This window comes from Streptomyces sp. NPDC104307 (genome assembly GCF_055584045.1).
On record NZ_JBVJMU010000001.1, the window covers coordinates 1,332,798 to 1,345,850 of the forward strand.

Here is a 13,053-nt window from a genome sequence, read left to right on the forward strand (position 1 = left end):
GGTTACTTGCTTACGGCGAAACGCACGGCCAGCCGGCTACTTGCTCACGGCGAAACGCATCAGGGCCTGCTCGGTGCCCTGCTTGATCTTCCCCGTCTCGTTGATCACCTCAAGCTTCCAGCTCCCACCGACGCGCATCGCCTTGGCCACGGCGCAGCCGTTGTCGTTGCTGAGCAGGCTCGGCCAGATGTCCGCGACCTGCTGGCTGCTGCCGCCCGTCGCGTCGTACACCTTGAAGCTGATGTTGCGCGCGTTCTGGAAGGAGCTGCCCTTCTTGTACGCGGCGGCGATGAAGACGATGGACGTGATGTTCGTCGGCACCCGGGCGAAGTCGACGGTCACCGTCTCGTCGTCGCCGTCGCCCTTTCCGGTCTGGTTGTCACCACTGTGCACCAGCGAGCCGTTGCCCAGCGGGTCCAGGGAGTCCAGACCGGCCAGCCGGACCGGGTCCGCGCCCTGCATCGCGATGGCGATGAGGTCGAGGTCGGTGCCCTTCTTCTGGCGAAGCTTCCCCATCAGCCCGCCACTGCTGCCGACAGTGGGGTCCCAGGACACCCCGATGGACAGGTGGGTCACCCCGTCCAGATCCGCCGGGCCGTCTTCCTTGTTCAACGTGATCATGCGTGATCCTCTTCGTGGCGAGATTCCTACAGGTCGAGTGTGCCTGGTGTCTCCCCCGCGCAGCCCACCAGGGGCAAAATTTCGACCAAGTGTTTGACGCCTGAAGACGGATTGTCCTGCGTCGGCAGGATGTCACCGGACATGAGCACGTGATAGGGGTCCGCGAACTCTGTTCCTTTTCCGGCCGCCACGACGGCCGGCCTGCCCCCCTTCGCCTGCCCTACGGGGCGGTTTCGCGCACCACCAGCGGCGTCCCGAGGACCTGGTGCCCGCCGCTGGCGAGCATGCGCACCTCGCCTCGCTCGCTGATCTCCGCCCGGACGATCCCGGTCTCGTCCTCGTAGACCGGGTATCCACCGGCCCCGGACTGCGCGGTGCGCCGGACGATCACCGCGTCGTCCTCCACCGCGGACGACTGAAACACCAGTTGGTAGCTCTCGGGGTAATCCATGTCGGCCTCTCCGTCGGCTGCGTCTGCGGACGGCCTCTCCACGCGGCTCTCGGTGCCGTTCCCGCCCTTCGGGGCGCTGTGGCCCACACCTTCCATCGTCTCTCACCCACGCCGTCGCCGCCCGCCCGAGGCCGCGCGCTGCGGGTCAGGCGCCGGTCCCCCTATCCTGAGGAGGTACGGGACATTCGAAGGCGAGCGGGCCGCGGTTCCCCCTTCTCCCGCGTCGTACGGTGGGCATGACCGGGATCCCCGACATCGGGAAGGGACTCATCATGAAGGATGCCGACCTGGGCGACGAGGTCTACCAGCCCCAGCAGCCGGAGGCCTCCGACCCCGCCGATCTGCTCGACGTGGAAGACACCCTGGACGACCGCGACCTCACTGACGTGCTCGACGAGGGGTACTCCCCGCCCGAGAAGCCGTGGGCCGTGGAGGACCGGGGCACCACCGCCTCCGAGCAGCGCAGCGGCGAAGCGCTGGAGGGCCGGCTCGCCCGGGAGCTGCCCGAGGTCGCCGACGGACCCGGTGACGGGGTGGGCGACAAGCCGGACGGGGACGGGGAGCCCTGGGACGACGAGGTCGGTGACGTCCGCGCCGGGCGCCTCACCCGGGAGCTGGACCGCGACGACCCGGACACCATGGCGGGCGAGGACGTCGGGATCGACGGCGCGGCGGCATCCGCGGAGGAAGCCGCCATGCACGTCGTCCCGGACGGCCGGGCGTAGGCGCGGAGCCGCCGCGTTCCGCGTCCGTCCCAGCCCCTTACCCCGGAGGTAATCGACCCGTTCCCCGCAGTCGGACATCGTGTTCCTCACCAGCGCAACGCACCCGGCCCACCCGCCGGGACCGACGAGAGGACCCACGATGACCGCCTACGACAACGCCGTCGAGCGCTACTTCGCCGCCTGGAACGCCGCCACCCCCGAGGAGTTGGCGAAGGCCGTCACGGCGGCGTTCACCGAGGACGCGGGCTACACCGACCCGTTGGCCGACGTGCGGGGGCACGACGAGCTGGCGGCCGCGATCAGCGGCGCCCAGCAGCAGTTCCCGGGCTTCGCCTTCCGGCAGACCGGGGCCGCGGACGGCCACCACTCCCTCGTACGTTTCAGCTGGGAGCTGGTCGCGGCGGACGGCTCCGCCCCGGTCGCCGGTTCGGACGTGGCCGTTCTCGCGGCCGACGGGCGGATCCGCGCGGTGAGCGGATTCCTGGACCGGGTACCGGCCGTCTGACTCCGGTCGCGGGTCGGCTGCCGCTCCGGCCCGGCCGGTCCGTCACCGGGTCTGCGCCAGCGCGATGCCGAAGTGGCCCTCGGCGCTGTCGACGGTCTCGAAGAGCCGGTTGGCGGGCCGGGGCAGCCCGTAGTGTCCGCGCAGGGTGCTCGCGGTGTACTCGGTACGGAACAGGCCCCGCTCCTGGAGGATCGGCACCACCCGGTCGACGAAGACCTCCAGGCCGGAGGGGAGGACGGCGGGCATGATGTTGAAGCCGTCGGCGGCCCCGCTGTCGTACCAGTGCTCGATGGTGTCCGCGACCTGTTCGGCCGTGCCGGCGAAGGTGCGGTGGCCGCGTCCGCCGCCGAGCCGGCCGATCAGCTGACGTACGGTCAAGTGCTCGCGCCTGGCCAGCTCCACGATGAGCGTGTAGCGGCTCTTGGCACCCTCGATCTCGTCCTCGGTGGGGATGTCCTCGGGGAGTTCCGCGTCCAGGTCCAGTTCGTCGGGGGCGATCCTCAGCCGCTGGGCGAGCTGTCGCCTGGCGTAGTCCGGGACGATGAGCTCCTCCAGCTCGGCGTCCAGCGCCAGGGCCTCGGCCTCGGTGTCACCGATGACCGGCACGATACCGGGGAGGATCTTGATGCCGTCCGGGTTACGGCCGGCCGCCTCGGCGCGCTGCTTCACGTCCTTGTAGAACGCGATGCCCTCCTCCAGCGTCTGCTGGGCGGTGAACACTGCCTCCGCGTACCGGGCGGCGAAGTCCTTGCCGTCCTCGCTGGACCCGGCCTGCACGAGCAAGGGATAGCCCTGCGGCGGGCGTTGTACGTTCAGTGGGCCGTCGACCCGGAAGAACTCGCCGCTGTGCCCGATCCTCCGCACCCGTTCCGCCAGGGCGTGGACACCGCGCTCCTTGTCCGCGATGACGGCGTCGTCGGACCAGCTGTCCCACAGCTTGGTGGACACCTCGACGAACTCACCGGCGCGCCGGTAGCGGTCGTGGTGCAGCGGGGTGTCGTCGAGGCCGAAGTTGCGGGCCGCGTCGGCGCCCGCGGTCGTGACGATGTTCCAGCCGGCCCGGCCGCCCGAGACGTGGTCGAGCGAGGCGAACCGGCGGGCCAGGTTGTACGGCTCGTTGTAGCTGGTCGACGCGGTGGCGATGAGGCCGATGTGCCGGGTGGCGCCGGCCAGCGCGGTCAGCAGGACGGTGGGCTCCAGTTTGGCGGACGGCCGCCGTCCGGGATCGCCCATCAGGACGGGGCTGTCGGCGAGGAACAGCGAGTCCAGTCTGCCGCGTTCGGCGATCCGGGCCAGGTTCTTGTAGTGCTCGACGTCGGCGTTGGCCTCGGCCGGGCTCTCCGGCAGCCGCCAGGACGCCTCGTGGTGGCCGGTGGACATGAGGAAGGCGTTGAGGTGCAGCTGCTTGCGGTCAGGCGTGCGGGGCATGGGGTTCCTTCACATCGGTACGGGGCGGGGGCCTGTCGTGCGACAAGGAGCCCTCGGGCCTGTCGTCAAACTGCCGTCTGCCGGGCGACGCCATGCACGCACTCTCGCCGCACCGGCCCCAGACCCCAGTACGTCCAGTACAGGGGACTGGGGCCGGCACGCCGAGAAATGGGGTCTCCCCTGGTCGAGCGAAGCCGAGAGCTTGGGGAAGCACCTGACGCCGCCCGGCCGCCCTTCGGGCAACGACGGCAGTTTGACGACAGGCCCTAGGGCTGCGCGACGCCGAGGGCGGTGAGCAGGGTGTCGCGGTACTCCTGGAACCGGGCGTCGCGCCGGGAGCGCGGGGTGGGCAGGTCGACGGTGAGGTCCACGGCGATCCGGCCGTCCTCCAGGACGAGTACCCGGTCGGCCAGCTCGACGGCCTCGTCCACGTCATGGGTGACCAGGAGCACCGCGGGCCGGTGGCGCTCGTACAGCTCGCGCAGCAGGCCGTGCATCCTGATCCGGGTGAGGGCGTCCAGGGCGCCGAACGGCTCGTCCGCTAGGAGCAGTTCGGGCTCGCGGACCAGGGCGCGGGCCAGCGCGGCGCGCTGCTGCTCGCCGCCGGAGAGCTCGTGCGGCCAGGACCGGCCGCGGCCCTCCAGACCGACCTCCGCCAGCGCGGTGAGGCCGCGTTCACGGGCGCCGGGCCCGCGCAGTCCGAGGACGACGTTGTCGATCACCCGGAGCCAGGGCAGCAGCCGGGAGTCCTGGAAGGAGAGCGAGACCCGGTCGGGGACGGTGAGTTCACCGGAGCCCTCAACGGTGTGGTCGAGCCGGGCGACGGCCCGCAGCAGGGTGGACTTGCCCGAGCCGCTGCGGCCGAGCAGCGCGGTGAACTCCCCCGCCGCGACGGTGAGATCGAGCTCCTTGAGGACGTCCCGGTCACCGAACCTGCGGACCAGGCCGCGGGTGCGTATCGCGGGAGACTCCACGGCCGCACCGGCCGCGGTGCGCGCGGCGGTCAGCCCGCCAGGGTGCGTCGCCACGACAGGACCCTCCTCTCGACGGCGCGTACCGCCGCGTCCGACGCGAAGCCGAAGATCCCGTAGGCCACCAGGCCCACGATGATCACGTCGGACTGGGCGTACTGCTGGGCCTGGAACATCATGTAGCCGATGCCGCTGGTGGCGTTGATCTGCTCGACGACGATCAGGCCGAGCCAGGACGCGGTGACGCCGAGGCGCAGTCCGACGAAGAAGCCGGGCAGCGAGCCGGGCACGACGACCTTGCGGACGAACTGCGCGCGGCTCAGGTCGAGCCCCTCCGCCAGCTCGACGTACCGGCTGTCGATGCCGGTCAGTGAGGCGTACGTGTTGATGTACATGCTCACCGCGACGCCGAGAGCGATCACGGTGACCTTCATCTGTTCACCGATGCCGAGCCAGAGGATCAGCAGCGGGAGCATGGCGAGCGACGGGATGGCGCGCTTGATCTGGAGCGGACCGTCCAGCAGGTATTCGCCGGTGCGGCTCAGTCCGGCCGCGACGGCGAGCACGACCCCCGCGGCCACCCCGAAGAGCAGCCCGAGCCCGGCGCGTTGCAGCGAGATGAGGACGTTGTCCTGGAGCCGGCCGCTGGAGATGAGATCCGACGCGGTGGAGAGCACCGTGCCGGGCCCGGACAGGATCCGGGGGTCGAGGTAGCCGATGGCGGAGGCGGACCACCACAGTGCAACGACCAGCACCGGTCCGATGAGCCGCCCGAAGGGAACGGCCCGGCCGGGCCCCAGCCGCCTGCGGGTGGCGCGGGGGGCCGTGGTCCGGGGCGCGGACGGTCCGGCGACCACCGGCTTCGCGGTTTCCCCGGGCGCGGCGGTCTCCCCGGGCGCGGCGGTCTCCCCGGGCGCGGCGGCCTCCCCGGGCGCGGCGGCCGGGTTCACCCGGCCTGCCGTGCGGGCGTTCGTCAGCAGTTCGGTCATGACGTCTCCCGGTAGCGGGCCGGTACGGCTCTGGCCGCCAGCCCTTCGAAGCGGCGGTCGAACAGGCCGGTGACGTCCTGCTCCGGCACGAACCCGCCCTCGGCCATCAGGTCGGCGGTCTCCTGCTCCCACGCGATGGCCTTGTCCCAGCTCACCGGGAACCGGGGCTGCCGCAGGGAGGCGACGATGCGCTTGCCGTCCTCCCGGGTGACGCCCTGGTCCTTGACGTAGTACGTGTCGATCCAGGTGTCGGTGTTCTCCCAGGCCCACGCCACTCCGCGGGCCCACAGCGGGACGAAGGAGCGGACGGCGGCGACCTTGGCCTTGTCCCTCAGCACCTCGTCGGGCGCCCAGAGGACCGTGAGAAGGTCCACCACGTCGGTCTTGATCCCGCGCGCCCCGTCCTTGCCGTACTGGGTCAGGTATTTGGTGAGGGTCGGCTCGCCCAGCGGTGCCACGTCGACCTGCCCGGACTGGAGGGCGGTGAGGAACTGGGTGCTGGGCAGGGCGACCAGCTCGACGTCCTTGTTGGCGAGGCCGGCCCGCTTCAGCGCGCGCAGTACGACGACGCCCTGTGCCTGGCCCTGCGAGAAACCGATCTTCCGGCCCCGGAAGTCGGCCGCGCTCCTGATGTCCGAGCCGGGCGCGGTCGCGAAGACGTAATTCGGGCTGTCGCGTACCTGCACCGCGACGATCTTCGCGCCGACGCCGATGGCCTGGGCCTGGATCGGCGGAATTCCGGCATTGACCGCGAGGTCGATGGAATGGGCGCGGAATCCCTGGATGATGTCGGGGCCGGCGTTCAGGTTGGGCCAGTCGGAAACGGTGAACGGCAGTTCCTCCTTCAGTCCGGCCGGGCCCAGCTGGAGCTGGGTCGTGCGGACGGCTATGGAGAGTTTCGTGCCGGGTGGCGGCGCTCCCGAGGGGAGTCTTCCGGTGGGCTCGGCGCTCGCCACCGTTTCGGCCTGCGGGGAGCAGGCGGCGAGAGCGCCGATGGCCGTCGCACCGGTGAGTGCGAGAAAGGTTCTGCGGCCGACGGTCCGGTATGTGTCGTCGAGTGGCACGGTGAATCCCTGATCAGTGGCCAGTGGGGGGCGCGGGCGCCCGGAGGGTGAGGTAGGCGCCGTCGTGGAAGAGGAGCGGGCCGCGCCCCTCGTCGAGCCGGGCGTCCACCACCCGGGCGATGACGACGCGGTGGTCACCGGCCGGGACGAGCTGTTCGATCTCCAGCCGCAGCCACCCGGCCACATCGTCGAGCACCGGCTCCCCCTCCGGCAGCCGCTGCCAGCGGGTGGGGGCGGCGAAGCGGTCGATGCCGCTGGTGGTGAACGTGGTGGCCAGTCCCTGCTGTTCGGCGCCGAGGAAGTTCACGACCGCCGTGCGGGCCCGCTCGATGTGCGGCCAGGAGGAGGTGGTGGTGCCGATGCCGAACGACACCAGCGGCGGGTCCAGCGAGAGCGAGCTGAGCGAGGTCGCGGTGAAACCTATGGGGCCGTGGCCCGCGTCCGCGGTGATGACGACGACTCCGGCGGGGTAGCGGCGGAATGCCTGCCGGAATCGGCGCGGGTCGATTCCGGGGGTGGTCGGTGCGGCCGCTTCGGCCGTTGCGGCCGGCGCGGAATATGAGGACACGGTGACGGTCAACGTTTCTCCCGAGTTGGTGGGTCGGCAAGGGGGCGAGGAAAGCTCACGGGCATACGTGAGTACGCGGACAGCGGGAATGCGACGCCGGCACGGCGGACGTGACGAGGATTTCGAACCGAGATCCCAGCAGCGGGAATACGGCTCAGGGAATGCGGCTCAGGCAGTACGGCTCAGGTAGTACGGCTGAGGCAATACCGCGCAGGCACTACAGCAGGGGCGCTACAGCGAGCGCGGTGCGGCGGACGCGGCAGGATTTACCGGAGGCCCGGACAGGGGCGACAACACAGGAGCCGGACGGCCGCGAACGCCGTCATGGGCAGGCGGAAGACGCGCATCACGAAGGACGCGTTCCCTGAATTCCGCTGCCGGCTGGTCATGAATCCATCATCCCTTCCGCATTCGTGCCCGGTCAACAATGCAACTGCCTGAATTAAGTCGGCCGGGGAAACAGCCGCCGGAATTGGCGGGCCGTCAGGAGACCGCGGGCAGCGCGGGCCAGGGGCCCAGCGGATCCGTGTACAGCGCGCCGAGCGCCACCGCGCCGCCGGCCGTGGCCAGCACCGTGCCGGTGAAGCTGGTCGGCACCACGGCCCGCTCCGGGTCCTCGCAGACCCAGGAACGCTTCGCCACCTCGGCCCGCAGTTCGGCCAGACACCCGGGCAGCCGGCCCACCCCCGGCTCGACCACGACGAGCACCTCGGGATCGAACATGTCCAGCAGGAGCGCCGCGGCCCGGCCGACCAGGCGCGCCCGGCGGCGGAAGAGCGCCACGGCCCGCGGCTCACCGGCAAGCGCCAGGTCCAGCAGTTCCAGGAACGAGTCCACGGCCAGCCCCTGACCGGCCGCGCGCCGCACCATGGCGCGCTCCGACACCTCCGACTGGAGGCAGTCGGTCCGCCCGCACGAACAGCGCCCCGCACCGCCCGCCCCGTCGGCGTCGCCGCCCGACTCCGCGGTGCCGAGCGGCAGATGCGCCACGCTGCCCGCCCCCGAGCGCGGGCCCCGGTGCAAGGCGCCCTCCGTCGCGAAGGCGGCGTCCACGACCGCGCCGACGAAGAGCAGGACCGTGCTCGTCCGGGTCGACTCCTCGCCGAACAGCTGCTCCGCCCGCGCCAGTGCGCGGGAGTGGCTGTCCACGTGGACCGGGAGCCCGGTCGCGGCGGCGAGGATGTCGCGTGCCGGGACGTCGCGCCAGCCGAGCTGCGGATGCTCCACGATCACCCCGGCGACGGGATCGACCCGGTGCCCGGTGGCGAGGCCCAGGGCGAGCACGGTGCGGCCGCCCGCGTGCGCGGCCGCCAGCCGGGTCAGCCGGGCCGCGAGTTCACCGAGCGTCCGGCGCGGGTCCGTGGTGCGGTGCGGCTGCCGGTCCTCGGCCACGATCCGGCCGCGCAGGTCCATCAGGGAGACGGTGGAGTGGGCGACGGCGATGTGCGCCCCGGCCACCAGGTAGCGGCCGGTGTCGATCTCGACGGGGATGTGCGGGCGGCCGAGCCCCCGGGGACCCGTGGTCTCCGCGCTCTCCCGGACCAGCCCGCGGGCCAGCAGCTGGGCGACATGGCCGGTGACAGAGGCGGGCGAGAGGCCGGTGAGCCGGGCGACGGTGGAGCGGGCCACCGGCCCGTGGTCGAGGATCGCCCCGAACACCGCGCCGGTGCCCGCGAGCCTGCGGGCGGGCGGTGCGGCGGGTATGTCGGAGCGGCGCGGCGGACGGGGGCGACGGCCGGGTGCGGACAGACTCTTCACAGTGTCCAGGTCCTCGATGTCAGCGGGTGGCGCGGTGTGTGCTCCGGTACGGAGCTCCGGCAGTCCGCCACCGGCCCGGGGAAAGGGCGGGAGGCGCTGCGCTGCGGTGGAGAGACACCCTGCGGGGCCGGGCGGGGCGGCTGGAGGGCCCCTGCGGACGGTTCGCGCGGGCGTGGTGCTCTCAGACCCGAGGACACACGGCGGAGCACACACGCTTCAGGTCGATATGACCTCGCGTCGTCAGGTGTGCGGATCGCTGCATGCCGCGCAACGTAACCGGACCGGCGCAACCCGGTCAAACCATTGCCGCATCCTGGACACCCGTTCCCCTGCCGGGTGTTGCCCCGCGTTGCGGCGGTGTGACGGGTGTACGAGCGGGGTGTGAACAGTGGTGCGCGGGCCGGTGGCACGGCGGGTCCGGAGCCCGCTCTGCGGCCGGTGTGGGCCGGATGGCGGAACGATTCCCGGAATTAACCTCTGATGCCTTGTCATCGCCGGTTCTACGCGCATAGCTTGTGCTGCCTCATCACACTCTGAGGGGCAGTTTCCGTGCGCATATCCAGACCACGCTCCGTCCTGCTGGCCGGCGCGGTCGCCGTGACCCTCTCGGCCACCGCGCTGCCCGCCGCCTTCGCGGCCCCGTCCGCGTCCGCCGTGATCTCCGAGGTGTACGGGGGCGGCGGGAACTCGGGCGCGACGCTCACCCGCGACTTCGTCGAGCTGGCCAACGCCGGCTCCGCCGCGTACGACCTGTCCGGGTTCAGCGTCCAGTACCTGCCGGGCGCCCCGTCCGCCGGCTCGCAGTGGCAGGTGTCCCCGCTCACCGGCGCCGTCGCGCCCGGCGGCCGCTATCTGGTCGCAGAGGCCGCGGGCACCGGGGGTACCGTCGCCCTGCCCGCCCCGGATGCCACCGGCACCGTCGCGATGTCCGCCGCGAGCGGCACGGTCGCGCTGGTCTCCGGCACCACGGCGCTGACCTGCAAGACGGCGGCCGACTGCGCCTCGGACACCCGGGTCGTGGACCTGGTGGGCTACGGCTCCGCGGTCGTCCGGGAGGGCAGTGGACCGGCGACCGGCGCCTCCGCCACCGCCTCCGTGGCGCGCGCGGCCTCCCTCGCGGACACCGACGACAACGCCGCCGACCTCTCCGCCGGCGCGCCCACCCCGGTGAACGCGGCCGGTGAGACCTCCGGCGGCGGCGAGGACCCCGGCGACCCGGGCAACCCCACCGAGCCCGGCACCGTGCGCGTGCACGACATCCAGGGCACCACCCGGGTCTCCCCGCTGGACGGCAAGGCGGTGACCGGGGTCCCCGGCATCGTCACGGCGGTCCGCACCACGGGCTCGCGCGGATTCTGGATCCAGGACCCCTCGCCGGACGCGGACCCCCGCACCTCCGAGGGCGTCCTCGTCTACACCGGCTCCGCCACCCCGGCGGTCTCGGTGGGCGACTCCGTCCTGGTCAGCGGCACGGTCGACGAGTACTACCCCTCGGCCACCACCCAGTCCGTCACCGAGATCACCGCACCCAGGACCACGGTCCTCTCCTCCGGCAACGCGCTGCCCGCGCCGGTGGTGCTCAACGCGAAGGCGGTACCCGGCGGTTACGCCCCCGCTGCGGACGGTGGCTCGATCGACGCGCTGCCCCTCGAACCGGCGAAGTACGCGCTCGATCTCTACGAGTCCCTTGAGGGCACCCGGGTCGAGACCGCCGACACCCGGGTCACCGGCGCCACGAGCTCGTACGGCGAGGTCTGGGTGACCGTCGAGCCGAAGCAGAACCCGACCCGGCGCGGCGGCACCCTGTACTCCTCGTACACCGACCAGAACACCGGCCGGATCAAGGTGATGTCACTCGACGCCGACCGGACCGTCCCGGTGGCGAACGTGGGCGACGTGCTGTCCGGCACCACCAGCGGCGTGCTGGACTACGACTCCTTCGGCGGCTACAGCCTCCAGGCCACCCGGCTCGGCACCCTCACCGACCGGCACCTCAAGCGCGAGGTCACCAGGAAGCAGAAGCGCGACGAACTCGCCGTCTCCACCTACAACGTGGAGAACCTCGACGCGCTCGACGAGCAGGGCAAGTTCGACACCCTCGCCAAGGGCGTCGCGGTCAACCTGGCCTCCCCGGACATCGTGTCGCTGGAGGAGATCCAGGACGACAACGGTGCGGTCAACGACGGCACGGTCGGCTCGGAGGCGACGCTGAAGCGGTTCACCGACGCGATCGTCGCGGCGGGCGGACCGCGCTACTCCTGGCGCTATGTCGCTCCGCAGGACGGCAAGGACGGCGGCGAGCCCGGCGGCAACATCCGTAACGTCTTCCTCTTCAACCCCGCCCGGGTCTCCTTCGTGGACCGTGCCGGCGGCGACGCGACCACCGCGGTGAAGGCCGTGAAGACCAGGCACGGTGTCGCTCTGTCGGCTTCGCCCGCCCGGATCAGCCCGCTGGACGAGTCGTGGGCCGACAGCCGCAAGCCACTGGTCGGTGAGTTCCGCTTCCGCGGCGAGCCGGTGTTCGTCATCGGCAACCACTTCACCTCCAAGGGCGGCGACCAGCCGCTGCACGGCCGCTACCAGCCGCCCGTGCGCAGCTCGGAGACCAAGCGGGTCAAGCAGGCGGCGGAGGTCAACACCTTCGTCAAGTCCCTGCTGGCGGCCGACAAGTCGGCCCGGGTCATCACCCTCGGCGACCTGAACGACTTCGCGTTCTCACCGACGATGTCCGCGCTCACCGCCGGGAAGGCGCTCAAGCCGCTGATCAACACGCTGCCGGCGAACGAGCGGTACAGCTACGTCTACGAGGGCAACTCGCAGACGCTGGACCACATCCTGACGAGCCCGGGTATCCGGCGCCTCGACTACGACGTGGTGCACATCAACGCGGAGTTCGCGGACCAGGCGAGCGACCACGACCCGCAGATCGTCCGGGTGCGGGCCGACGCGTCCGGTCACGGGGACCACGGGCATCACGGCGGGCACCACGGCCACCACTGATCCCGCGCGGGCGGGCGGCGGGGCGTTCCGGCGGACGCTCAGCCGCCCGTCCGGGGCAGTGCCGCCCCCGCCGCGCGCGCACGCGGGCGCGGCAGCGCGGCGGAAAGGGGCCACAGCGCGGGCGCCGGTTCCAGGGGAAGGTCGCTGAAGAAGCGGGCGACCAGGTCCGCCACGTCGTCGGGGCGTTCCAGCACGACCCAGTGGTCCGACTCCCCGATGGTCAGGAAGCGGCTGCCCTCGATGGTCGCCGCGAAGGCCCGCTGCCGTTCGGGCGAGGTCACCGTGTCGTGCTCGCCCGCGAAGACGAGCGCCGGCACCCCGCTCAGCCCGCCGGAGAAGTCCGGCCGGTGGCCCAGCGCCCGGCGCAGCGACCGCGCGGCGTGCGGGGAGTGGGTGAGCGCGTGCAGGAAGGAGCGCCGGACGTAGCGCCGGGCGAGCTCCCTGCGGTGCACGTTGCGGTCCGGGTCCAGGCACATCAGGGCCTCGGCGGTCAGGGTGGCGAGCCCCTCCATGTCACTGGAGCCCAGCCGGTCGACCGCCCGGCCCCACTGCGTCCGCTGGGCGTCGCTGATGTGGACCGGGACGCCGCCGAGCACCAGCCGGGCGATGCGGCGGGGGTTCTGCCGGGCGCAGCCGAACGCGATCGAGGTGCCGTAGGAGAAGCCGAAGAGGTTGACCCGGGGTACGCCCAGGTCGTCGATGATGCCGGTGACGGCCTCGTACAGGATGTCGTCGCCGGTGCCGGGCGGCAGCGGGTCGGCGCCGCCCATGCCGGGCAGGTCGGCGGTGACGACGTGGGCCCTCGGCCCCAGGTGCTCGTCCATCTGCGGCCAGCCGTACATGCCCTGGAGCGCGCCGCCGAGGACGATGACCGGTTCGGTGCGGGGCGAGGGCTGGGGCAGGGTCCGGTAGCTGTAGCGCAGCCCGTGCACCGACAGGTGCCGGATGATCTCGTCGGGCATGGTGGCCATCC

The 13,053-nt window shown here is 72.0% G+C and carries 12 protein-coding genes; 3 read left to right on the top strand and 9 right to left on the bottom strand.

Annotated elements, in window-relative coordinates; translation table 11 throughout:
• Positions 1-36: 36 nt before the first annotated feature.
• Positions 37-621, bottom strand: coding sequence for a TerD family protein (locus ACZ601_RS05460; RefSeq protein WP_371775396.1), 585 nt, complete (start codon positions 619-621; stop codon positions 37-39).
• 220 nt (positions 622-841) lie between these two features.
• Positions 842-1,072, bottom strand: coding sequence for a DUF6296 family protein (locus tag ACZ601_RS05465; protein WP_440575494.1), 231 nt, complete (start codon positions 1,070-1,072; stop codon positions 842-844).
• Between the two features lie 272 nt (positions 1,073-1,344).
• Between ACZ601_RS05465 and ACZ601_RS05470 the strand changes: the two genes are divergently transcribed.
• Together ACZ601_RS05470 and ACZ601_RS05475 are read left to right on the top strand one after the other, a co-directional pair.
• The gene (locus ACZ601_RS05470; protein ID WP_469533881.1) at positions 1,345-1,797 is read left to right on the top strand and encodes a DUF5709 domain-containing protein; all 453 of its coding nucleotides are present in this window, start codon (positions 1,345-1,347) and stop codon (positions 1,795-1,797) included.
• 139 nt (positions 1,798-1,936) lie between these two features.
• Positions 1,937-2,302: a nuclear transport factor 2 family protein gene (locus tag ACZ601_RS05475; RefSeq protein WP_469533239.1), complete on the top strand. Its 366-nt coding sequence runs from the start codon at positions 1,937-1,939 to the stop codon at positions 2,300-2,302.
• Positions 2,303-2,344: 42 nt separating this feature from the next.
• On the opposite strand, the gene ACZ601_RS05480 is transcribed toward ACZ601_RS05475, so the two are convergent.
• The 6 genes from ACZ601_RS05480 to ACZ601_RS05505 form a co-directional block, all read right to left on the bottom strand.
• Positions 2,345-3,730, bottom strand: coding sequence for an LLM class flavin-dependent oxidoreductase (locus ACZ601_RS05480; protein ID WP_469533241.1), 1,386 nt, complete (start codon positions 3,728-3,730; stop codon positions 2,345-2,347).
• Positions 3,731-3,996: 266 nt separating this feature from the next.
• Positions 3,997-4,758: an ABC transporter ATP-binding protein gene (locus ACZ601_RS05485; RefSeq protein ID WP_469533243.1), complete on the bottom strand. Its 762-nt coding sequence runs from the start codon at positions 4,756-4,758 to the stop codon at positions 3,997-3,999.
• Positions 4,734-5,690, bottom strand: coding sequence for an ABC transporter permease (locus tag ACZ601_RS05490; RefSeq protein WP_469533246.1), 957 nt, complete (start codon positions 5,688-5,690; stop codon positions 4,734-4,736). Before ACZ601_RS05490 ends, ACZ601_RS05485 begins: the two co-directional genes overlap by 25 nt.
• Positions 5,687-6,754: an ABC transporter substrate-binding protein gene (locus ACZ601_RS05495; RefSeq protein ID WP_469533249.1), complete on the bottom strand. Its 1,068-nt coding sequence runs from the start codon at positions 6,752-6,754 to the stop codon at positions 5,687-5,689. The genes ACZ601_RS05490 and ACZ601_RS05495 overlap by 4 nt, the downstream gene beginning before the upstream one ends.
• Positions 6,755-6,767: 13 nt before the next feature.
• Positions 6,768-7,334: a flavin reductase family protein gene (locus tag ACZ601_RS05500; protein WP_469533251.1), complete on the bottom strand. Its 567-nt coding sequence runs from the start codon at positions 7,332-7,334 to the stop codon at positions 6,768-6,770.
• Between the two features lie 471 nt (positions 7,335-7,805).
• Positions 7,806-9,080, bottom strand: coding sequence for an ROK family protein (locus ACZ601_RS05505; protein WP_469533255.1), 1,275 nt, complete (start codon positions 9,078-9,080; stop codon positions 7,806-7,808).
• Between the two features lie 549 nt (positions 9,081-9,629).
• Here ACZ601_RS05505 and ACZ601_RS05510 point away from each other — a divergent pair.
• Entirely contained in the window at positions 9,630-12,080 is a 2,451-nt protein-coding gene (locus ACZ601_RS05510) for an endonuclease/exonuclease/phosphatase family protein (RefSeq protein WP_469533258.1), read from the top strand.
• Between the two features lie 38 nt (positions 12,081-12,118).
• On the opposite strand, the gene ACZ601_RS05515 is transcribed toward ACZ601_RS05510, so the two are convergent.
• Positions 12,119-13,042: an alpha/beta fold hydrolase gene (locus tag ACZ601_RS05515; protein ID WP_469533260.1), complete on the bottom strand. Its 924-nt coding sequence runs from the start codon at positions 13,040-13,042 to the stop codon at positions 12,119-12,121.
• Between the last annotated feature and the right edge of the window lie 11 nt (positions 13,043-13,053).